This is a genomic window from Runella sp. SP2 (assembly GCF_003711225.1).
GTDB lineage: Bacteria > Bacteroidota > Bacteroidia > Cytophagales > Spirosomataceae > Runella.
In genome coordinates this window covers 7,122,501-7,147,301 of sequence record NZ_CP031030.1, presented here as the reverse complement: position 1 = coordinate 7,147,301, position 24,801 = coordinate 7,122,501, and the positions used below count along the sequence as shown (strand labels likewise).

The window sequence follows — 24,801 nt, the reverse complement described above, 5'->3', positions numbered from 1 at the left end:
AAAAGGCGTAAGTAATTGTCGATTTAATTGACCGAAAAATTCACCCCTCCCATTGATTCTATCAGTTTAAAAAATTCGTTGGTAGGCGCGACTCGGTGCGTTCGTGATTGAAGTTTCACCTCCGTCCGACTTTGATGATCCACAACCGATACCGTGAGCGCACAGTGACCCGGATAGGCTTGTACGGCTTCGTTGAGCTTGGTTACAAGACCGCTATCCAGTAAATCTAAATCCAACTGCAACTTGATTTCCTTGGTGAGTTTTTCACGAACTTCATTCAAAAGCTGCATCGACGTGATTTTAAACTCGTATTGATCTTCTTGTTTCCAGCGGTTTTGAATTTTGCCTTTGACAAACAAAAAGTGTCCCATTTGGACGTAAGCCGAAAACTTCACAAAATCTTCGCCAAAAAGCGCCATTTCCATCGAACCTGCATAATCTTCGAGCTTAAAAATACAAAACGGGTTTCCTGTTTTGGTAGTTCTAACTTGGCTGCTACTCACAATACCTGCTACGGTAATATCTTTTCCAAACAAGAGCGGACGGCCGCCGATTTCTACGTTGGCAACGGCAGGCGTATCGCCTTCTTCGGTATCACTGGTTTCGGTAACTTCGGAAGTGAGCATCACCTTGTCGAGGGTACAGGTACAGAAGTTGGTCAATTCTAGACGATACATATCAAGCGGGTGACCCGAAATGTAGAAGCCAACCACGTCTTTTTCAAAACGCAACCGCTCAATATCGCTCCATCGTTCGACGTTAGGTGCTTTAGGTTTGGCAATATCGGCGCCACCTCCGCCAAAACCACCAAACAGCGATGCTTGTGCGTTGGATTTATCGGCTTGAACGGCGTTGGCGTATTTGATTAGTTTTTCGATTAAGTTTTGCTGTTCGCCCTCGGCGGCCGTGAAGTACTGCGCGCGGTGGTATTCTTCAAACAAGTCAAACGCTCCCGCATAGGCCAACGATTCGATGGTTTTCTTGTTGACTGTACGCAAGTTTACCCGAGTGATAAAATCAAAAAGGTCTTTGTAAGGCCCGTTTTTGGTTCGTTCTTCGATGATACTTTCTACGGCGGCGTCGCCTGTTCCTTTGATTCCGCCTAATCCAAAACGAATTTCGCCGCGTTTGTTTACCCCAAAACGACGTTCCGATTCGTTGACATCAGGCCCCAGTACAGGAATCCCGAGGGCTTTACATTCTTCGAGGAAGAACGTGATTTTTTCGATGTTTCCCAGTGAACTTGTCAAGACCGCCGCCATGTACTCGGCAGGGTAATGGGCTTTGAGATACGCCGTTTGGTAAGCTACAAAGGCATAGCAAGTAGAGTGCGATTTGTTAAAGGCATACGAGGCAAAAGCTTCCCAGTCGGTCCAGACTTTATCGAGTTTTTTCTCATCAAGGCCCTTATTTTTTCCGCCGTCGATGAACTTGCTTTTCATCTTGTTGAGAACTTCAATCTGCTTTTTCCCCATAGCCTTCCGCAGTACGTCGGCATCCCCTTTGGTAAAGCCAGCCATTTTCTGCGAAAGCAACATAATTTGCTCTTGATAAGTACAAATTCCGTATGTATCAGCCAAATACTCCTCCATTTCGGGGAGGTCGTATTCTACTTTTTCACGGCCGTGTTTACGGTTGATGAAGTTAGGAATGTACGCAATTGGGCCTGGACGATACAGGGCGTTCATGGCGATAAGGTCTTCAAAACGGTCAGGTTTGAGTTCGCGCATGTACTTTTTCATCCCGTCGGATTCAAACTGAAAAACGGCGTTGGTATCCCCTCGTTGGAACAATTCAAAAACTTTGACATCGTCCAGTGGAATATAATCAATCTCAATTTTAACTCCGTGGTTCGCCTCAATCATTCGAAGGGCTTCCTTGATGATGGTCAAGTTGCGAAGCCCCAAGAAGTCCATCTTGATAACCCCCGCATCTTCAATGATTTTTCCTTCGTACTGAGTAATTAGTAAGTCTGATTCTTTGGAGGTACTGACAGGAATCAAGTCGGTTAAATCAGAAGGTGCAATGATAATCCCCGCGGCGTGAATACCTACGTTGCGGACGGTTCCTTCGAGCTTTTGAGCCTCTTTAAGGACTTTGGCCGTCAGGTCGTTGCCTTTCAGCATTTCACGCAGTTTTTTTAGGTTTTCTACCTCGTCGGGCGTGATAACCTCCGCCATTTTTTCGAGAGGCACTTTGAAAACCTTGTCGAGGTTCATGCCATAAGTAGGCTTATCGGGCACGAGTTTTACCACGGCATTGGCCTCTTGCAGCGGTAAGTCCATTACCCGCGCCACGTCTTTAATCGACGATTTAGCGGCCATTGTACCATAGGTGATGATTTGGGCTACCTGATTTTTACCGTATTTCTGCACTACATAATCTATCACCCGTTGACGGCCTTCGTCGTCGAAGTCCGTATCAATATCGGGCATGGAGATACGGTCAGGATTCAAAAAACGCTCAAAAAGTAGGTCGTACTTGATGGGGTCGATGTTGGTGATTCCGATGGCATAGGCGACGGCACTCCCTGCCGCCGACCCCCGCCCTGGCCCAATGAGTACGCCCATGTCGCGCCCCGCTTGGATAAAGTCGGCTACGATAAGGAAGTAGCCAGGAAAACCCATGTTTTTGATGGTATTCAGCTCAAAGTTGAGTCGTTCCTCAATTTCGGGCGTAATTTCTTTGTATTTCTTACGGGCGCCTTCAAAAGTCCAGTGTTTGAGGTATTCCCACTGATTGAGCACGTCGGCGGTGAGTTCTTTCATTTTACCGTTGAACTCAATCATTTGCGAAATACTGTGCTTTTTAAACTCGTCGGGAATGGGGAAGTTAGGCAATAAAATATCCCGATTGAGCTTTAACAATTCTACTTTGTCAACGATTTCTTGCGTATTGTCCAGCGATTCGGGTAAATCACTGAACGTTTTGAGCATTTCGTCTTTGGTTTTGAAATAAAACTCATCGTTGAAAAACGCAAAGCGCGTGCCTTTGGGCATCGGATTTTCGTCATCAAAGTCCTTGTTGGTAGGTGTTGATTGTTTATCACCCGTATTGACACACAACAAAATATCGTGAGCGTTGGCGTCGTCTTGTTCTACATAGTGGCTATCATTGGAACATATCACCTTGACGTTGAACTCTTTGGCGTATTTGAGCAAGGCTTCGTTGGCAATGATTTGATCACGAATACCGTGGCGTTGGATTTCGACGTAATAGTCATCCCCAAACAAATCGAGCCACCACTTAAACTCTTGGCGTCCAGCCTCTTCACCTTTTTTGATGATAGCCTGTGGTACACTTGCCCCAATGCAACAAGTCGTGGCGATGAGTCCTTTGTGGTATTTTACTAGAAGTTCTTTGTCGATACGTGGGTATTTGCCGTACATCCCTTCGATGAAGCCCAGCGAGCAGAGTTTGGCCAAGTTGCGATAGCCTTCGGCGTTTTTGGCCAGCAGCAATTGGTGGCGGCGAACGTCTTTTTGTTCTTTGGTAAACTGTTTTTTGTGGCGGTCTTCTACCAAATAAAACTCACAGCCCACGATGGGTTTGATGCCTTGTTTATGTCCTTCGGCCACAAACTCAAATACGCCAAACATGTTGCCGTGGTCAGTAATGGCAATGGCGGGCATATCGTCAGCTTTGGCCTTTTTAAACAGTTTCTTAATATCTGCCGCCCCGTCGAGTAGGGAATATTGGGTGTGGCAGTGGAGGTGGGAGAATTGCATAATTGGGGAGATTATTCAATATTTTTATAGTCAATATGAGTATAGTATTCACTATTTTGAGCGAGTTTGTATTCTTCTCTATCAAAATTACCATCTAACATTTCCACACGTATAATTTGTTCTAATTGGCGTTTCAATGTAGGCAACTCGTTTTGAAGAATGTCAAATGCAATAAATCGGTCAATACCAATATAGTCGTGAGCTACACGATTACGAAAACTCTTTATCTGAAGCCATGCTAAATCAGAATGTTTTATTTTAAGAATGTTACTTACTCGATTGGACTGCTCTCCAATATTAATAAGTAACATAAGAGAAGCATTGAAATTTTGTTGGTCATTAGCTCGAAAAAACTCAATAGCTTTATCGAAATTAGCAATGTACAGCTGTATTTTTCCAATTGATTCAAGCATTCTGAGCAAATAAACCAAATCATTTTTAATGTCTTGTTGCATAGATTAAGTCTTTTTTTGCACGATAAAGAATAATCGGGTCGGCGTATTTTTCAAACATAATATCTACTTTAATAGCTAAATCAGCTTCAATTTTTTCCTTGAATTGAACCCATTTTTTGAAGTCACTTGGGTCACCATCAATCAATAAGTCTAAGTCATTTGCATCCTCTTCACGTGCTACTGAGCCAAAAATGCCAATTTTCTCCAAATTATAGGTTTGGAAAAACAGTGAGCTTTCTAAATACTGAATGATGGTTGTCAGAGATTGCATAGTAGAACTAAATTTTCTATCCAAAGTTACGGTTTTCTGCTAGAAAGCAGAAGAGAATAGCCGCTAAAATTGCTGTAGTAGTGAGGACGCCTGTTGCGCAAAACAAGAGCAAGAGCAGAATAAGCAAAGAAACAAGAGTTGTAAAATGATGATTGGCATTGAAAAAATATCAGTTTAGCGGCACCAGTTTTATTCTCCTCTTTCCCAAACTCAAAATTAACACAATCCCGCTTTAAATGGGCTAAAAACGGCGTTTTGTCAAAAATGAGCAAAAGAAAGTCAAAAATGAGTTAATAAAAATTGAAATTTTTTACATCAAAATTTTTCAAATGTCAAAAATGAGACAAAGAATGTCCATTTTGAGTTAACACCCTCAGTCCATTCGATACGATATTTGTGCAGTTTACTATTCACTCAAAACTCATTCTTTTATGAAAACTTCCCGCACATTTTGGTTATCACTTTCGACTGTCGTATTGGTTGGTTGGCTTGTGGCTTGTAATGAAAAAGAAGAAGTCGTGCCTGAGCCAGAGCAATTGACAGCGGCCAATTTTGTAGATCAATTACGCGCTCCCATTGGGCTCACGCTCGACACCAAAGGACAGCTTTGGGTCACCGAAGCTGGTACGGGTAAAAACGACGCAAGCATCGTCATGATTACCCCCCAAGGAACAAAAACGACGGCTATGACGGGCTTCCCTTCGGTCATTGCCAACGGGGCCATTGAAGGCATGAGCCACCCTCTTTTCCACGACGGGAAATTGTACGTGCTTCACGGTGTTAGTGGAATGCTTTATACTATTGATGTTGCTTCATTTAAGGCTGGGGATGCTCCTCTCAATATAGCCACTGCCCAAAAGGAGGATTTAGGAACTTACATCCGTACCCTCAATCTTACCAACCCTATCAATTCTAACGTGTATGATTTGGTCGTTGGCCCCGATGGCAATCTATACATCGCCGACGCAGGTGCCAATGCCATTTTTAAACGCGACAAGGCCACTGGTAAATTGAGCTTGTTTGCCAAAATCCCTGATGCGGCTCCGAAAGTAGAGTCTGTACCTACTGGTATCGTGTTTGACGGTACGCGTTTCTTAGTGACAACGCTCAGCGGGTTTCCGTTTGCCCCGGGTAATGCTAAAATGTACCAAATAACGACCGACGGTACCGTAAGTGAGTACAAAACAGGTTTTACGACTTTGTCGCATTTGACCCTTTCTAAAAACAACAAGCCATTGGCGATTCAGATGGCGGAGTTTGGCGCAACGGGCTTTCAGCCGCTTTCGGGTAAAGTGGTCAACGAAGAAGGCAAAGTATTACTTCCAAGCATCATGATGCCAACCGACATCGAACGCAGCGGAAACCGCGAATTTTACCTTTTGAGCTATGCCCTTGGAACCATTCAAAAACTAACATACTAATTTAATCTTTTTTCCCTACAACAATGAAAAGCTATCCTATTTACGCATTTGCCCTACTCGTTTTCTTTATTGCAGCTTGTCAACCTTCGCAAGAGTCGAAGGACACAGCCAAGGCTGAACTGGAACTATCGGACTCGGCGCTTATCAAGCGTGGTGAATACTTGGTCGGCATCATGGGCTGCCAAGACTGCCATTCGCCCAAGCAGCTGGGTCCGAAAGGGCCAGAAGAAGTACCAGGTCGCCACTTGTCAGGCTACCCCGCTGACCGTCCCATTGCGAAAGTCACCCCCGACGCGTTGAAAAGTGGCTGGATGCTACTTGGCGGCGACGGTACGTCGGCCGTTGGCCCTTGGGGAATGAGCTTTGCGGCCAATTTGACCTCCGATACCACAGGAATTGGTTCTTGGTCGTTTGAGCAGTTCAAGATTGCCCTCACGCAGGGTAAATCAAAAGGGATTGCGACCGCACGCCCTTTGTTGCCTCCGATGCCTTGGCCCAACTACGTAAACATGGCTGAAGAAGACCTGCAAGCGGTATTTGCCTACTTGAAGAGCACGCCACCTGTCAACAACATCGTGCCGATGCCTATTGCGCCTGATAAGTTGCAGTAACTAACCCCATCCTTGACGTAATTCTCTCGTTTTGAGCCCTCCTTTTTAGGAGGGCTAGGCGATAGCCTTGTCCTTTTGGGACTGTTTTGGCTGACACTTTCATGGTAGAAAGGGAAGGAGGAACAAGGGGGTATTTGACGAAGCACCTCCCCTCCTTTTGCCTCGCTGCCCTATTTCGATTCTTTCTCCACATTTAATCTTTTCTACTCATGAAAAAACTCATTTATCTCTTAATGGCTTTGCTGATAAGCCAAAATTTGTTTGCCGTTGATAAAAATTGGATTGGGGTTACCAACTCTGACTGGAATACTGCCTCCAACTGGTCGCCAAGCGGTGTACCTACGGCTAATGATGATATAACTATTTTGGATAACGTTCCGCATGATCCGGTTATTAATACCGCAGTCACTGTCAATAAAGCCTTTGTAGGTAATGACCTGACGATAACTTCTTTGGGCTCATTTACCGTTACAACTGATTTTATAAACAATTTTTTTACTCTGCGAAGTGGGGTTATTTCAAACTCAGGAACTATTACAGTGAATGGTAATCTCACCCATTATTGTATTTATGCTGAAGACTTTTCGTCAACCCCTTTAACAATCCTTGAATTTAAAAATGAAGTATGCGGGAAAGTGTTTGTTCCTAACGGAACATTCAATTTAGGAGGTGTTTGCAATAACTATGGAATGATCATAGCCGATGGTTTTGGTTTTATAAGCGGGCATGCTCCCGGCAATACGCAATATTTCGGCACTTTTACCAATACTGGAGTCTTTAAAAAAAATACGGGTTCAGCTGCTGGAATTCAAAATAATTACCTATTTGTCAATAACTCCGATCCTATTTTTATCTATGGAAATGCTTTTAACGGCACCGTAAACGGAATCTTCACCGATGCCGCCGCCACTGCTTCGGCAGGTACCTTTACCGCCCCCAATACGTTTACACCCTCCAATAGTTTGCCTTCCGGCTCGCAAACCCTGTATGCAAAAATCACCCCGAATACGGGCGGATGTTTTTATGTAGTTCCGTTTGCCTTTAACAATGCTGGCCAGCCTGATTATAACATCAGTACTTCAGGCAACAACCTAGTCATCACCGACCTAACAGGAACGGGGGAAACGTTGGACATTACTCCAAATAGTACGAACATCCGTTTTAATGTGACAGGGAAAACATTCAGTCTAAACAATGGCCCTACCACCAACTTTCCCGCGGATGTACCTTTGAGTAGTTTAGCAAGCATCACAGTAAACACCGCTGACGGCAATGACATCATCAACATCGGCGCTCTCGGCAGCAATCTCCCTTCACTAACCATCAACGGCGGCACGGGCGACGACCAAGTGAATTTCAACGGAGACATCACTTTTGCGACCAATGCCAACTTAGATGTGGATTTGCAGAACGATGACGCTAGCCCAGGAGTGGATGCCATCACGTTTGCCATTAATGCTAACATTATACTTCAAGGAACAGGGGCGGCGACTCTCAAAGTAAGTAAAAATGTAGTTTTCAATAATGGAAGCACACTCGGAACGAACAATGGTAACCTCACAGTAGAAGCAAACCAACAAACAAGTCCTACTGCTGGTAATTTCATCGGTGTATCCATGACTACTAGTACCCAATTGCAAGTGCTAGGTTCGGGTGCTCTGACGGTCAAAGGAAAAGGAGGAAATGACGCATCGGGTGGTCAGGCAGGTATTTTCTTAAACTTTGGAGGAGTCATCTATGGAGGTAGCAATACCGTTTCAGTAATTGGCAACGGTGGTGCGTCGAGTGGAATCGGTAATTACGGTATTCTCATTCAAGGAAGTACGGCTAAAATAACCTCTTTGGGCGGAGCCGTTACCGTAGAGGGTACAGGTGGTGGAACAGGAAGCAGTATTGGCAATGACGGGATAAGACTTACTACTTCTGGTGAAATTACCTCTGCGGGAACGGGTGCGGTGACGGTCACTGGGCGAGGAGGAAGTGCTTCAACGGGAAACAATAACATAGGAGTTAATCTACAAACTTCTGGCAAAATCACTTCAGTTGGCGGGAGTATCACGGTCAATGCCTACGGCGGAGGCAGTGGAACTAGCCAATTGAACTACGGACTTTCGATGAGCCAAAGTGGCGAAATCTCAGCTGGAGGCACTGGAACCGTAACTATCACAGGAGAAGGTGGAACCTCTACTGGTGTCTCAAACCATGGAATAACATTGGAAGGCTTGGTTAAGTCTGCGGGAGGGAATATTGCGCTCACGGGAAAATCAGGCGGCGGCAGTTCGACTTATGGTATTTATATGTCAAAACAAATTGGGGCTCCCGTCTCTAGCATTACCACGGAAGTAAATGGCGGTGATATTGCAATCATTACCAACAGTTTACGAATAGTGGATTCCCCTGACATTCGCACTAATTCGTCAGGCCGTGTCACGCTCAAACCCTTCACGGCAGGTACGGCGATTGATTTTTCTCTTGCCCCTGATGGTGCAAATGGCCCCCTTATTTTATCGGATCTTGAACTTGACAGAATCAGCACGGGTACGCTTGTCGTAGGTGATGCTACGATGGGCGATATCACCGTTGGGATTGGAATTACTCGCCCAACGCTTACCAACATGCAACTCATCAGCGGCGGCGATGTCATCATCAGTGGCGGAAGTATCAATACCAACGGCGGTACGCTGTTACTCGACCCAGGCACGTCACCCAAAGCCGTGAAACCTACCTTCAACGGGACGGATGTCATTGCCGGCACGCTGTCGTTTAACAGTGATTTGCAAATCACCATCAACGGCACTACCCTCGGCGACGGTACGGGCAGCACTTACTCCCAACTCAACGTAGAAGGAGAAATCGATTTAAGGGGTGTAGATTTGCTTTTGGCGGGTACTTACGTGCCAACAGGGAACGAAGTATTTACCATCGTCAACAACGACGGTACCGACCCTATCGTGGGTACGTTCACCGGTCTAGCACAAGGAGCAACGATTCCTAACTTCCGAGGAAGCGGCCTCAATGCGACGATTAGTTACACGGGAGGAACCGGTAACAATGATGTGGTGATTACAGTGTCCGCCCCTGCCGTACCCGACATCAACCTCAAAGGCAACAGTCAAAATATCGCAAGGGGCGACAATACACCTATCATTACCGACCACACAGACTTTGGCCCTGTTTTAGTGTCAAGCCCAAGCGGCTCGGTGACGCGCACCTTTACCATCGAAAATACGGGAGCGGGCGCTTTGACGCTGGGAACAATCACGGGAGGAACCACCGATTTTGTCATCACACAACCTTCGTTGACGACTATTCCTGCCAATGGTTCAACCACCTTCACGGTGACGTTTGACCCTACCACAGCGGGTAAACGTACGGCTACCATCAGCATTCCGAGCAATGACCCCGACGAAAATCCTTACACCTTCGCCATCGAAGGCTACGGTGGAACGCCTTTTATCACTACTTGGAAAACCGACAACTCAGGCAACCCAGGTAGTTCAAATAGTACCTCTATTAGAATACCGACCACGGGTACGGGCTATAGCTACGACGTGGACTGGAATAACGATGGTATTTATGATGAGTTTGGGCTGACGGGCAACGTTACCCACGACTACGGTACGGCAGGTACATATACAGTGGCTATCAGAGGGACTTTTCCACGAATATTCTTCAATGCTTCGGGTGAAGCAGCAAAGTTACTCGGGGTAACTCAGTGGGGAAGTGGCGTTTGGACAAGCATGGAAAGCGCCTTTAAAGGATGTGTAAATTTAGATGTATCAGCCACAGATGTTCCTGACTTAACAAATGTTACTTCTACCAATGCAATGTTTGCTAGCTGTCTAAAACTAACAGGACCAAGCAACATAGGTAGCTGGAATGTAAGTTCTGTCACCGACATGGGGTATATGTTTGCTGCATGTGTACTTTTCAATCAGGATATTGGTGGTTGGGATGTGAGAGCCGTAAATAACATGAGAAACATGTTTGCTTTAGCAGCGTCTTTTAATCAATCGCTCAACAACTGGCAAGTAGGTGCCGTGACCTCGATGGAAGAGATGTTTAGCCAGGCAGACGCATTTAACGGGAATATCACGAACTGGGATGTAAGAAATGTTACCACGTTTAGACGGATGTTCTTTGAGGCCTTCCGTTTCAATCAAAACATTGGAAGTTGGCAGCCAACGAAAGCGCTTTCGACCTCACAAATGTTTTACGGAGCTACCGATTTTAATGGAAACATTGGCGGGTGGGATGTGCAAACGGTCAATGATATGTCTGGAATGTTCGACGGGGCTAGTCACTTTAATCAAGACATCGGTAATTGGCAAGTAGGTGCTGTTACTAACATGAGATCAATGTTTCGAGATGCAGTCATTTTCAATCAAGACATCAGTCGTTGGGAGGTAAGTGCAGTGACAAATATGGAATCGATGTTTCATGGTACAACTGCTTTTAATCAAAACATAAGTGGGTGGATTGTAAGCGCAGCTACGAACATAAAATTGATGTTCTATCAAGCACCCTCTTTTAATCAAGACTTGAGCTCGTGGGACATCAGGGCTGTAGAGAACATGTACGGTATGTTTTACGGTGCAACGGCCTTTAACCAAAGTTTGTCTTCGTGGGGAACAAAACTTAATGCGAACGTTGATTTAAGGTTTTTTCTTGATAACTGCGGGATGAGTGTTGCGAACTATGATGCTACCCTCACTGGGTTTAGCCAAAGTACAGTCACGAATAGAGAAATGGGAGCAGCAGGCTTGAAATACTGTGCTGCTGCCGCCGCGCGCGCTACTTTAGTGGGAGCGACTGGAAGTGGAGGAAAAGGGTGGATCATTACGGGCGATGCTTTAAGCAGCACCTGTGTTCCTGAAATCAACCTCAAAGGCAACAGCGTCAGCATCGTAAGTGGAGATAATACACCTATCATTACTGATCACACAGATTTTGGCCCAGTCTCAGTGCCAAGCGGTTCGGTAACGCGTACGTTCACCATCGAAAATACGGGGGCAGTGGCCTTGACGTTGGGAACAATCACAGGTGGAACCACTGATTTTGTCATCACACAACCTTCGTTGACGACTATTCCTGCCAATGGTTCTACCACCTTTACGGTGACGTTTGACCCTACCACAGCGGGTAAACGCACGGCTACCATCAGCATTCCAAACAACGATACCGACGAAAACCCTTACACCTTCGCCATTGAAGGCTACGGTGGAAGGCCCTTCATTACGACGTGGAAAACCGACAACTTAGGTAGTTCTAGTTCAAACAGTACCTCTATTGAAATCCCGACCACGGGTACGGGCTATAGCTACGACGTGGACTGGAACAATGATGGTATTTATGATGAGTTTGGGCTGACGGGCAACGTTACCCATAACTATGGTACGGCAGGCACCTACACAGTAGCTATTAGGGGAGCTTTTCCACGAATTTATTTTCATGATGATAATGACATAAGTAAAATATTAACAGTAAATCAATGGGGAGACATTGATTGGAAAAGTTTTGAGGACGCTTTTGAGGGTTGTACCAATTTAGAGATTAACGCCAGCGATAAGCCTGATTTGAACGACGTAACCAACATGCGTAACATGTTTACGGCTATTACAGCTATCAACCAAGACATTAGTGCTTGGGACGTGAGTAGTGTCCAGGACATGTCAAACATGTTCAGTAGTATTGTTTCTTTCAACCAAGACATCAGCGGTTGGGATGTGAGTAAGGTGACAAATATGAGTACGATGTTTGCTGGTGCGACGGCTTTCAATCAAGACATCAGCGGTTGGGATGTGAGTAAGGTGACAGATATGACTGGGATGTTTGCTAGTGCTACGGCTTTCAATCAAAACATCAGCGGTTGGGATGTGAGTAAGGTGACAAATATGACTGGGATGTTTTTGGGGGCAACGGCTTTTAATCAAAGCTTGGGGGCTTGGGGAACCAAATTCAATGCCAGTGTTGATTTAACAGAGATGCTGAGTAGCTGCGGCATGAGCATTGCCAACTACGACGCTACGCTAATTGGCTTCAATCAGGGCACTGTGACAGGTCGAAATTTGGGAGCAACAGGTTTGCAATATTGTACTGCTCAATCGGCTCGTACGAACCTAACTACCAACAAAGGCTGGACTATCACGGGGGATGCTCTTTCTTCTACGTGTGCGCCAGAGATTAACCTCAAAGGCAACAACGTTAGCATCGTAAGTGGTGATAACTCACCAATTATCACCGACCACACAGATTTTGGGCCTGTCTCAGTGCCAAGTGGCTCGGTGACACGTACTTTCACCATCGAAAATACGGGAGCGGGAGCTTTGACATTGGGAACAATCACGGGAGGAACCACCGATTTTACCATCACGCAGCCTTCTTCAACGACTGTTGCTGTAGGTAGTTCAACAACCTTTACGGTAACGTTTGACCCTACAACAACGGGTAAACGCACGGCCACTATCAGCATTCCGAGCAACGACCCTGGCTCGCCTTACACCTTTGCCATTGAAGGTTACGGTGGAAAGCCTTTTATCACAACTTGGAAAACTGACAACTCAGGTACTTCCAACGCTACTTCCATCACCATCCCGACCTTAGGTACAGGCTACAATTATGACGTGGACTGGAACAACGACGGTATTTATGATGAGTTGGCAGTAACGGGGAGCGTTACCCATAATTACGGTACAGCAGGTACTTACACAGTGGCTATTCGAGGGGATTTCCCAAGGATTCATTTCAACTCCGTAGGAGATGCTTCTAAATTACTGACGATTAGTCAATGGGGCGATATTGCTTGGACATCTATGAGCAGTGCTTTCAATGGTTGTAATAACCTGAGCGTTACCGCGACAGATGTCCCCAACTTGTCTGGCGTAACGTCGCTTTCATCCATGTTTGCTAATTGTACGATTCTCAATGGCCCCGCAAATATCAGTACGTGGAATACAAGCACCATAACGGGGATGTCACGTATGTTTCAAGAAGCGACTTCGTTTAACCAAGATATTAGCAATTGGGACGTGAGTAATGTCACTAACATGTCGTTAATGTTTCAAAATGCGACGGCTTTCAATCAAAGCTTGGCGGCTTGGGGAACCAAATTCAATGCCAGCGTTAATCTAGGCAACTTCCTAGACAACTGTGGAATGAGCGAGGTCAACTACGATGCGACGTTGATTGGCTTCAATCAGGGGACAGTGACGGGTCGGAGTTTGGGCGCACTAGGGCTAAAATATTGTACTGCTCAATCGGCGCGTAATAATTTGATTACCAACAAAGGCTGGACAATCACGGGTGATGCTCAAAACATTGCTTGTACCTCTCCCGACTACACCATCACGACCACAAGCGGAAACATCGTCATTACCGATGCCAAAGGCACGGGCGAAACGCTGGAGGTAAGTGAAAACAGCGGTAAAATCCGCTTCAACGTCACGGGTAAAACGTATAACATCGACGGCGGTATCACTACGGCCTTTACCACGCCTGCGGAGGTAGTACTTTCGGGAAAAACCAGTATTACTGTCAACACTGCTGGAGGCAACGACATCATCAACGTTGGGGCATTTACAACCCAATTGCCTACATTGACCATCAACGGTGGCACGGGCGATGACGAAGTGAATTTGAATGGCAACATCACGTTTGTCAGCAATGCTAACTTGGATTTAGACTTGCAAAATGATGATGCTACCACGCCTGGAACGGATGCTTTGAGTATCGCTGCTAATGCGATTGTCACCCTCTCTGGCACAGGTACGGCAACGGTGAAAGTAAGCAAAAATGCAACCATTAATACAGGGGGTAGCTTACTAACACAAAACGGAAATTTAGTCGTAGAAGCCAACCAACAGACAACGCCTTCATCGGGCGATTTTGCTGGTGTTGATGTCAATGGCGGCTCACTAAAAGTAACAGGCAGTGGGCAAGCAACCATTAAAGGGAAAAGCGGGGTTGCCGGCTACAAAGCAGGGGTTTCGGTCAATAGTGGTGGTCTAATAGAGGGAGGTAACGCTCCACTTTCAGTAGTAGGAACGGGTGGTACTGCCTCGGGCAATGAAAACATTGGCGTATTGGTTACAGGTACGAATTCCAAAATAACCTCACTAGGCGGCAACGTCAGCGTAACAGGACAAGGTGGCGGACTTGCGGACGAATATAACCAACACGGAGTGGCAGTCACCGACCTAGGAATGATTACCGCAGGTGGAACGGGTACGGTTACTGTACAAGGCACAGGAGCTAGCCAGACCGATGGTAATACCTTTGGGGTACACCTCGATGCAGGTACGATCACCTCTTCAGGAGGAAATGTAAGCGTAACAGGCCAAGGTGGGGGAAGTAGTGATGCGACTTCCAACCATGGTATTAATCTTGAAAGTTCAGGACTAATTTCTGCGGGTGGAGCGGGAACTGTAACGGTACTAGGCACTGGCGGAACTGGTACAGATGGATACCATCAAGGTGTTTTTCTAACATCGAGTGCCATCACTTCTACCAATGGCCACATTAGCGTTACAGGCCAAGCAGGAGGAGCAAGCACAGGTAGCGCCAAAGGTGTCTTACTTGATGCTACTAGCCGTATTGCGGCGGGAGGAACTGGGAATGTCACCGTGCAAGGTACTGGCAGTAGCTCACCAAGCACCGCTTCGTTTAATTATGGTCTTCAGCTTTCTGGTTCCAATAGCCAAATTAGTACCAATAACGGTAATATCCGACTCATTGGTCAAGGCGGTCAAGGAACCAATGGTTCATTCAATAATCCTACGGGCAATACGGGAATTGGTCTAAGTGGAAAAGTCCTTGCGGGGGGTACTGGTAGTATTTATATAGAAGGTACGGGTGCCAACCAGTCGTTTAGCGATGGAGTAGAAGTTCGTAACTTGGTCACAACCAACGATGGCACCATTACGATTATTGGTATAGGAGGAGCTGATGCTACAGCATCCAATGGAAGTGTAGGGGTTGACTTAAATGGCACCATTACGGCGGGGAATGGGAAAGCAATCAACATTCAAGGAACGGCTGGAAGCTCAACTGGGCCTGATAATAAAGGAGTGTATATTCGTGGGACTATCAATAGCACCTCAGGAGGTGCCATCACCGTAACTGGCATCGAAGGTGGAAGCGGCGTGGGTATTGAGATTGAATCACTTTCTGGTGGACAAATTACAACAGCGAGCATGGGAGGAAACATTTCGCTGATTACCAACAGTATTGACATCAAAAATACGGCGACTATCAGCACCAACTCGGCCAGCAGTGTCATACTTCGTCCTTACACCAACGGCGTAAACATCGACTTAGGCTCGTCAACAAACCCTCTGGGCGGTCCTTTGAGCCTTTCCGACGACGAACTTGACCGCATCACGGCGGGTACGCTCCAAATCGGTGATGCCAACAGCGGCGCCATTACTGTCAGTGCGCCCATCAGCCGCGCCGCAGCCACCAACGTCAACCTCTCGACGGCAGGGGCAGTTAATTTGAACGCTTCGGCCTTGGCGACCAACGGAGGTAACCTTGTCATCAACGCAGCAGCAGGAATCAATCCAACGGCAGCGGGAACGGATGTCAACGTCGGAACCGTGTCGTTTGCCTCGGGCAATGACTTGGCCATTGTCATCAACGGAACTACGGCTGATACCGACTACCGTCAGTTAAAAGTAGAAGGGTCGGTCAACTTGTCGGGACTTGATTTGGTACTCAGCGGTAGCCACATACCAGTATTGGGACAAACGTTTGTGCTAGTCAACAACGACGGAAGCGATGCCATTCAAGGTACGTTCAACGGCTTACCCGAAGGGTCAACGATTGCACCATTTTTGGGAAGTCAGTTAAACGCCCGCATCAGTTACGTAGGTGGCGATGGCAACGATGCGGTATTGACCGTCATTGCTTCGGTGGAACTTCCAACAAATACTACCAACGTGACCATTTGCAAAAACGCGACGGCATCATTGACGGCTTCGTGTGCAGTGGGACAAGTAACATGGTACAACGCGGCGGGCACCACCCAGTTGTTTGTGGGCTCACCGCTGGTGACACCAACACTTACGGCAAGTACGGTTTACAAAGTTCGTTGTGAACTAGCCCCTCAATTGAGTGGATTTGTGGATGTGATGGTGACGGTAGTTGTTCCACCAACTATTTCGTTGACTACCCTTCAACAAACCCTAAACGAAGGCAACAACCCCGTTTTGTGCGATACGGATGCCAATCCTGTTAACGGTTTACAGTTTGGGGTTTCGAGTTCGTGTGTGGTTGGCAATCCCGTTTGGCGAGTTCAAGTTGGTAGTGGTGCATGGAGCAACTGGTCGGCGACAGCACCAGTTTCCCAGCCGTCCAATAACCAACCCCACCGCTACCAAGCGGCTTGTGATGCCAATTGCGCTTCGACCTATTCGGGCGTGATAGAATTGACGATAAATAACCGTGCTTCCGTTCCGCAAAATGTGTCGATGTTGGTGGATGGTGTAACGGTTGCCGTAGGTGAAACCAAAGAAGTCTGTAGCTTAGTGACTACTACGCTCACATTTAATGCGAACTGTGCTGCTGGCGAAGTGATTCTTTACTCAGTTGACGGTGGCGAGTACAGTGCAGGAGTTCCCGTAGGTTTGGTGGACAATCAATTCCACAACTACCGCGTACGTTGCCGCAAATCAGACGGAACGCCTTCGTGTGTAGAATCTGAATCAGGGGTAATGCGCTTAAAATTGGTGACGATTCCAACAGCTCCGACGGTTTCATTGTCATCTACAGCTAGTTGTGACGCGACAGCCAGTTTCAGTGGACAGTCAACTTGTGGAAGCTTGCGCACTGTTTGGTACAATGCCACAACGAATGTTGCTCTGCCAAGCCTTCCATCGACTGTTCCCAGCCAAACGACCTCGTATTACGCTCGTTGTCAGACGGAAAATGGTTGTGTAAGTGAAAAGAGCAATGTGGTAACGTTTACGTTAACGCCAACGCAAGTTGCTCCCGTGATTACGGCAAGTCAAGAGATTGTTTGCACAGGCACAACGGTCACGATTTCGGCCAATTGCCCCGCAGGAAGCCAAACGTTTTGGAATACGGGCGTCACCGCGCCAAGTTTTGAAGTGGCATTTAGCAACGTGACCAAGCAAACGTACTGGGCGAAGTGTCTATTTGAAGGCGGTTGTCAGAGCTCAGAAAGTGTTCGCAAAGATGTTTACTGGAATGCTTTTGTAGTGACGTTGATTAACATCGGCGAATCAAAATCGGCAGTAAAGCCTGCGAATGATAAGTCGTTGTGGACAAGCCAATTCATCACCCGCGACGGTGGCCCCGAATTGGAGCAGAGTACGCAGGTAAATCCGACCTTATACTACGTTGAGAATGCCAACAAAATGGCTCCTCGTTACTGGACAATCAACGTAGAAGCTTGCGGATTAAGCACCGATGGTTCATTGACCTTCGACATGTTGGCGACGCCAGAAATGGGGGTAATTCGTTCATTTAACACGCACGAGAACAACGCGCCATACTTCATGTACGCCAACCGCGAGGGCTGGACGGAGTTGTACGCTCAAAACCACCCCGCCTACGGTTTCTACCAAGACAACGGTTCAGGTGGTAACATATATGATGCAGGTTTACCCAAGGGTTTGTACAAGTTAGGCATCCGTTATTGGGATATGAAGGGTTGGGGTAGCATTTACCCCTCGACGCGTCAACCACAAGGCAATGTCTTGGCCTATCAAGAGTACTGGTTCAGAATCCAGTCGAAAGATGGAGTAGGCGTGGGAGCAGCACGCGCAGCGGAGAGCGAAGAGGCAAAAAGCAAAGGGCAAGGGTCGGATAACGGAAAACAGATAACTGATAACGGGTCTTTCGCCACAGTCATGCCCAACCCCGTCAGCAACATCCTGCGCTTAAAAGTGCAAGAGAGCAAGGGACACATGGTGCAAGCGGCTTTAACGGATGCATCGGGTCGGGAGGTGCTACGCCGTCAATTTGTACCCGAAACGAACACCCATCAAGAGGAGTTTGGCGTAAGCGAACTACCAACTGGCATGTATTTCTTGAAGGTGACGACGCCTGAAAAACAAGCAACGCTGAAAGTTGTAAAAGTAAATTAAAGCTCATTTATCAATTTTAGGCCCTGTTTTAGTGACACCCACCTAAAATAGGGTCTAAAATTGTACAATAACGATACAAAATAAGCAATTAACTAAGATTTGGGTTGGGGAAATGAATCACGTTCTGCTATATTTGTCCGACATTTTATATAAATATTCAACTAAATCTTTTAACCTACGCATGAATAGTATCGTTTACCTTGTCCCAGCTTTTGGGGCTATTGGGCTTCTGTACACCGCTTGGCGTTTCAACTGGGTTGCCAACCAACCTGCTGGCGACGACAACATGAAAAAGCTATCAGGCTATATTGCCGATGGCGCCATCGCTTTCTTGAAAGCTGAATGGAAAATTTTGGCCTACTTCGCCATTCCTACTGCCTTAATTTTGGCGTATCTGGGTAGCCAAACCGAAGCCAATGGCATCGAAATACACTCGTCTCCACTGATTGCTGTCGCATTTTTGATTGGAGCAGTGTTTTCAGCTACCGCGGGGTACATCGGTATGAAAGTGGCTACCAAAGCCAACGTTCGCACCGCCCAAGCAGCCCGCACTTCACTCGCCAAGGCCCTTAATGTATCTTTTACTGGTGGCTCGGTTATGGGTATGGGGGTAGCAGGTTTGGCTGTATTAGGTCTGAGTGGCCTATTCATTGTTTTTTATCAAATGTTTGCGGCAGGCCAACCACTTACTTCGGTCGAAATGAAAAAAGTAATCGAAGTCTTGGCTGGTTTCTCGTTGGGCGCTGAATCTATCGCGTTGTTTGCGCGGGTAGGTGGTGGTATTTATACCAAAGCTGCCGACGTAGGTGCTGACCTTGTAGGAAAAGTGGAAGCAGGTATTCCTGAAGACGACGTTCGTAACCCAGCAACCATCGCTGACAACGTAGGCGACAACGTAGGTGACGTAGCAGGTATGGGTGCTGACTTATTTGGTTCGTACGTAGCAACGATTTTGGCTACCATGGTTTTAGGCCAAGAAATTGATGTAACAGATAACTACGGCGGCTTTTCTCCAGTACTTCTTCCTATGTTGATTGCTGGGGTAGGTTTATTGGCCTCTTTGGTTTCTACGTTTTTTGTACGTATAAACAACGAAAACGCATCTGTCCAAAATGCCTTAAATATTGGCAACTGGGCATCGATTGGTATTACATTTGTAGCTTCGTATTTTCTTGTGAAAAATATTCTGCCAGAAAGTCTTGTGCTTCGAGGATTTGAATTTACCTCTGATGGCGTATTTTACTCAATTGTGGTTGGTTTAATTGTAGGCGCATTGATGTCGTATATTACTGAATATTATACGGCCATGGGCAAACGTCCTGTGAATTCAATCATCGAAAAATCAGGAACAGGTCACGCTACCAACATCATTGGTGGTTTAGCCGTTGGGATGGAATCTACTGTGTTGCCTATCATCGTGTTGGCAGCGGGTATCATTTTGTCCTATAAATTTGCTGGTTTGTATGGTGTATCTATTGCAGCCGCAGGTATGATGGCAACCACAGCGATGCAGTTAGCCATCGACGCCTTTGGGCCTATTGCTGACAACGCAGGTGGTATTGCTGAAATGTCACAGCTGCCTTCTGAAGTACGTGAACGCACGGATAACTTGGATGCCGTAGGTAATACAACGGCTGCTACAGGGAAAGGCTTTGCGATTGCTTCTGCAGCCTTGACGTCGTTGGCATTGTTTGCCGCTTTTGTAGGAATTGCAGGCATTTCCCAAATTGACATTTACAAAGCAGACGTACTAGCAGGCTTGTTTGTAGGGGGAATGATTCCATTCATTTTCAGTGCATTAGCTATATCAGCAGTAGGTAAGGCTGCCATGGAAATGGTAAATGAAGTTCGCCGTCAGTTCCGCGAAATTCCTGGCATTATGGAGTACAAAACAGAACCAGAGTACGAAAAATGCGTAGCTATTTCAACTGAAGCATCTATCAAACAAATGATTTTGCCAGGAGCAATCGCACTTGTTACCCCTGTACTTGTAGGCTTCACCATGGGGCCAGAAGTATTAGGTGGTTTGTTGGCAGGGGTAACCGTATCGGGTGTGTTGATGGGAATGTTCCAATCAAACGCAGGTGGTGCATGGGATAACGCTAAAAAATCTTTTGAAAAAGGGGTAGTAATCAACGGAGAAACTTTCTACAAAAAGTCAGAGCCACACAAAGCATCAGTGACTGGCGATACTGTAGGTGACCCATTCAAAGATACTTCTGGCCCTTCAATGAACATCCTAATTAAGTTAATGTCTATCGTATCGTTGGTTATTGCTCCGTACATTGCCGTGAATGGCAGTCACGAGCATAGCGCAACAAAAGAAACCAACAAAGTAAGTTCAGTACAAACAACAAAAGTAAGCACGTTCACCAAAGCTTCAGCTCTTGGTCAAATCGCTGCAAAATAGTTAAAGTACTAATCTAATATAAAAATAGCCGCCTCAAAAGCAATTTTTGGGCGGCTATTTTTATATTCTCACTAACCCACTTGAATGATATTTTGGCTCAATTCCAAAATTTGTGGAGCAACTTGGATTAAGCATATATCTGAGTTAGCCGATACAGAAAGAATTCTACATTCCTTACCCCTCTGAACTGAGCTCGAAAAGCTTTAATCTTGGCATTAAAAGATTCGGCAGACGCGTTCGTACTTCGATTATCAAAATAGCGGTCCGCCGCCGCGGTTAAGGATGGTTTCATAATGATTTTGGATAGAACGCGCCACCGTGTTGAAGGCTTTAAAGCCGGATTGCCGCACCTTCTCATGCCATTTGGCGAGTCTGGCCAATCCATAAAGTTTATCAGTAGTATTCTCAAAAATATGGCTCAAGGCCATGGTTAACTCATAAGCTTTTTTCAAATCAGGATAGCGCTCAAAAAGTAGTGTTGCCCTTTGTTTTTGATTCTCTGTCCAATCTTTCTGCTTTTTGTAGAGCACATACCGGCTGCGTGCCAATAACTGTTTCACCGTATCGCCATTGGAGAGTACTTCCGCTTGGTAGTCTGTTTGAGTGGCTTTAGCTTGCTCAATAGATTCATTTTCAGCATCTATTGCTTGCCAACGGTGTTTTATTCTGATTTCCTGTAAGGCTTCCGAAGCCAACTTTTGGACATGAAAACGGTCAGTTACCTGTGTGGCGCAAGGGAAACATCGCTTGGCAATTAAAGCCATATTGCTGGCCATGTCCAGCGTAATCTCAGCGACTTTTTTACGAAGCTTTTGAGGAGTTTTTCGAAGAATCTCAATCACTGTTTCAGCCTTGGTGCCCGAAATGATAGCCACAATACTTCCTTTACTGCCTTTGGCAGCTTTATTGGTAAGAATCGTATACAACTCCCCATCAGATAACGAGGTTTCATCAATGGAAAGATGAGTTCCCATATTTTGAGGGTATAACAGCCATAGTTTAGCATGAGACTTTTGATTCCAATGTTTGAATCCACCTTGGCAATCTTTGTAGTGACGAAGCAAATTCCGACCCTTCACGCCATAAAACTCTCCGATTGAATTTGTACTACTCGGATTCGTATCCACTGATACCTTTTAAAAAATTCGCGAATTCACTTGTCATTCGCGTTCCTTTGCTTACTTCTGCCCAGTCTCTGTAAACTACTTTACCGGTTTGGGTATGGAGCCATCGGCGGCGCTTAATGTGAAGAAAGACCTTATGCCCACGCAGGGGAAAGTCTTGGACAGTTATGGGTGCAAAAAAACCTTTGGAAAGCAGATTTTTCCTTTCAGGGTCTCGAGCGTCTGTATTTTTCTCTGTAAGATGGATATCGAAGACACCCTCTTGGCGGTTAATAGTGGTCAATTCAAAATTTTCGGGGACGCCCAGTCCAAAATGAAATCGGGCAACAGGAACTGAACGATAGGTAGGAAACTCTCCAAAGCAAGTACGATTGATTAAAAGCACAAACTTAAAAAAATCCAACCCTCTCCACAAATTTTGGTCTTGATCCAAAAAAATCCAACATCCCCCACAACTTTTGGTCTTGATCCTTACAAACGGCACGCGAGGCACTGGAGGCGAGTAATATATAGCACAAAAAAGAGGAGCTCATTTCTGAACTCCTCTCGGATTTTAATATTGTGGCGGCTACCTACTTTTCCACATTTTATTGCAGTATCATCGGCGGAGTGGGGCTTAACTTCTCTGTTCGGAATGGGAAGAGGTGAACACCCACCCTGTAACCACCATCAAGGTTATTAGCTATTTCGTCTTTCAATAAGCAATTGACATTGGTAGAGAATAATTTATGCAAATCTGTATTTACAAAGAAGCTATTGGGCAATTAGTACTGCTCAGCTTTGATGTCACCACCTTTACACTTGCAGCCTATCAACGTCGTCGTCTACAACGTCCCTTATGTGGAAGTCTCATCTTCAGGCCAGTTTCGCACTTAGATGCTTTCAGCGCTTATCTGTTGCCCACGTAGCTACTCGGCCGTGCAACTGGCGTTACAACCGATTCACCAGAGGTGAGTCCAACCCGGTCCTCTCGTACTAAGGTCAGCCCCCGTCAAACTTCCTACGCCCATCACAGATAGGGACCGAACTGTCTCACGACGTTCTGAACCCAGCTCGCGTGCCACTTTAATCGGCGAACAGCCGAACCCTTGGGACCTTCTCCAGCCCCAGGATGTGACGAGCCGACATCGAGGTGCCAAACCATCCCGTCGATGTGAGCTCTTGGGGATGATCAGCCTGTTATCCCCGGCGTACCTTTTATCCTTTGAGCGATGGCACACCCATGCGCAACCACCGGATCACTAAACCCTGGTTTCCCACCTGATCGACCCGTCGGTCTCACAGTCAAGCTAGCTTGTGCTTTTGCACTCCCCTGACGATTACCGTCCGTCATGAGCTAACCTTTGGAAGCCTCCGTTACTCTTTTGGAGGCGACCACCCCAGTCAAACTACCCACCATGCGCGGTCCTCAATAATAAGTTAGAACACAGAATACAAAAGGGTGGTATTTCAACGTTGGCTCCATGAATCCTGACGAATCCACTTCATAGCCTCCCACCTATCCTACACATTCATATCCCATATCCAACGCAAAGTTGTAGTAAAGGTGCACGGGGTCTTTCCGTCCCGTGACGGGTAAGCGGCATCTTCACCGCTACTACAATTTCACCAAGCTCACGGTTGAGACAGTGCCCAGATCGTTACACCATTCGTGCAGGTCGGAACTTACCCGACAAGGAATTTCGCTACCTTAGGACCGTTATAGTTACGGCCGCCGTTTACTGGGGCTTCGATTCAAACCTTCGCTTGCGCTAAGCTCCCCTCTTAACCTTCCAGCACCGGGCAGGTGTCAGGCAACATACTGCGTGTCTCCACTTTGCGTTGCCCTGTGTTTTTGTTAAACAGTCGCCTGGGCCATTTCTCTGCGACTCTAGCTCGCGCCAGAGTGTCCCTTCTCCCGAAGTTACAGGACTAATTTGCCGAGTTCCTTAACCGTGATTCACTTGAGCACCTTGGTATATTCTACCCAGCTACCTGTGTCGGTTTACGGTACGGGCTAATACAAGCTGATGTTTCAGCGCTTTTTCTTGGAGGCCAGTTCAAAAGTTCGCTTTGTCCGTAAACGCCGCTCAACGAAGACTTCCGTCACTTCGTACTCTCTCCCCTACCCCGTACGCTTCACACTTGTATCAGGTGCAGGAATATTAACCTGCTGTCCGTCAGGTGCGGCCTTCGCCTTCCCCTTAGGCCCCGACTAACCCTCAGTTGATTGACATAGCTGAGGAATCCTTAGCTTTACGGTGTGTATGGTTCTCACATACATTGTCGTTACTTATGCCTACATTTGCTTTTCCAAAATCTCCACCATAGCTCACGCTACAACTTCACTGACGTTGGAATGCTCCCCTACCGATTATTACTAATCGCATCGCTTCGGTGATATACTTGATGCCCGTTTATTATCGACGCCCGCCCCGCTCGACCAGTGAGCTGTTACGCACTCTTTAAATGTATAGCTGCTTCCAAGCTAACATCCTGGCTGTCTCGGCAGTCAGACTTCCTTTGTTCAACTTAGTATATACTTAGGGACCTTAGCGGTTGCTCTGGGTTGTTCCCCTCTCGGACCGTGACCTTAGCACCCCGGCCCTCACTGCTGTGTCTGTTTATGCCCATTCGGAGTTTGTCAGAATTTGGTAGGATTTGACTCCCCCGCATCCTATCAGTAGCTCTACCT

Annotated in this window: 7 protein-coding genes, 2 rRNA genes and 1 pseudogene (1 of these 10 cut by a window edge); 4 read left to right on the top strand and 6 right to left on the bottom strand. The window is 46.5% G+C overall.

Annotated features, from left to right (window positions below; translation table 11 throughout):
• Positions 1-23 precede the first annotated feature (23 nt).
• Genes dnaE through DTQ70_RS28745 form a run of 3 tightly spaced genes read right to left on the bottom strand, consistent with a single transcriptional unit; the run spans position 24 to position 4,454 of the window.
• Positions 24-3,728, bottom strand: coding sequence for a DNA polymerase III subunit alpha (gene dnaE / locus DTQ70_RS28755; RefSeq protein ID WP_122934002.1), 3,705 nt, complete (start codon positions 3,726-3,728; stop codon positions 24-26).
• Positions 3,729-3,739: 11 nt separating this feature from the next.
• Positions 3,740-4,183 (bottom strand): DUF86 domain-containing protein, encoded by a 444-nt coding sequence (locus DTQ70_RS28750; RefSeq protein WP_122934001.1) that lies wholly within the window; start codon positions 4,181-4,183, stop codon positions 3,740-3,742.
• Complete coding sequence (locus DTQ70_RS28745) at positions 4,167-4,454, bottom strand: nucleotidyltransferase family protein (RefSeq protein WP_122934000.1); 288 nt, start codon at positions 4,452-4,454, stop codon at positions 4,167-4,169. Before DTQ70_RS28745 ends, DTQ70_RS28750 begins: the two co-directional genes overlap by 17 nt.
• Before the next feature lie 431 nt (positions 4,455-4,885).
• Between DTQ70_RS28745 and DTQ70_RS28740 the strand changes: the two genes are divergently transcribed.
• The 4 genes from DTQ70_RS28740 to DTQ70_RS28725 all read left to right on the top strand — a co-directional run bounded on the left by DTQ70_RS28740 (position 4,886) and on the right by DTQ70_RS28725 (position 21,003).
• Positions 4,886-5,875, top strand: a complete 990-nt coding sequence (locus DTQ70_RS28740) for a ScyD/ScyE family protein (RefSeq protein WP_122933999.1) — start codon at positions 4,886-4,888, stop codon at positions 5,873-5,875.
• Positions 5,876-5,898: 23 nt separating this feature from the next.
• Positions 5,899-6,486: a diheme cytochrome c-553 gene (locus tag DTQ70_RS28735; protein ID WP_122933998.1), complete on the top strand. Its 588-nt coding sequence runs from the start codon at positions 5,899-5,901 to the stop codon at positions 6,484-6,486.
• Between the two features lie 209 nt (positions 6,487-6,695).
• Positions 6,696-18,593, top strand: coding sequence for a BspA family leucine-rich repeat surface protein (locus DTQ70_RS28730; RefSeq protein WP_122933997.1), 11,898 nt, complete (start codon positions 6,696-6,698; stop codon positions 18,591-18,593).
• Positions 18,594-18,774: 181 nt separating this feature from the next.
• Entirely contained in the window at positions 18,775-21,003 is a 2,229-nt protein-coding gene (locus tag DTQ70_RS28725; protein WP_122933996.1) for a sodium-translocating pyrophosphatase, read from the top strand.
• Between the two features lie 127 nt (positions 21,004-21,130).
• On the opposite strand, the pseudogene DTQ70_RS28720 reads toward DTQ70_RS28725, so the two are convergent.
• The 3 genes and pseudogenes from DTQ70_RS28720 to DTQ70_RS28705 form a co-directional block, all read right to left on the bottom strand.
• A pseudogene (locus DTQ70_RS28720) lies at positions 21,131-22,067 on the bottom strand (transposase).
• A 619-nt stretch (positions 22,068-22,686) separates the two neighbouring features.
• Positions 22,687-22,798 (bottom strand): 5S ribosomal RNA (gene rrf / locus DTQ70_RS28710).
• 73 nt (positions 22,799-22,871) lie between these two features.
• Positions 22,872-24,801, bottom strand: a 23S ribosomal RNA gene (locus DTQ70_RS28705); it runs 875 nt beyond the window's last position.

Coding starts and splice junctions, on each gene's coding strand:
- DTQ70_RS28730 (WP_122933997.1), top strand. CDS start 6,696: ATGAAAAAACTCATTTATCTCTTAATGGCTTTGCTGATAAGCCAAAAT.
- DTQ70_RS28725 (WP_122933996.1), top strand. CDS start 18,775: ATGAATAGTATCGTTTACCTTGTCCCAGCTTTTGGGGCTATTGGGCTT.
- DTQ70_RS28740 (WP_122933999.1), top strand. CDS start 4,886: ATGAAAACTTCCCGCACATTTTGGTTATCACTTTCGACTGTCGTATTG.
- DTQ70_RS28745 (WP_122934000.1), bottom strand. CDS start 4,454: ATGCAATCTCTGACAACCATCATTCAGTATTTAGAAAGCTCACTGTTT.
- dnaE (WP_122934002.1), bottom strand. CDS start 3,728: ATGCAATTCTCCCACCTCCACTGCCACACCCAATATTCCCTACTCGAC.
- DTQ70_RS28735 (WP_122933998.1), top strand. CDS start 5,899: ATGAAAAGCTATCCTATTTACGCATTTGCCCTACTCGTTTTCTTTATT.
- DTQ70_RS28750 (WP_122934001.1), bottom strand. CDS start 4,183: ATGCAACAAGACATTAAAAATGATTTGGTTTATTTGCTCAGAATGCTT.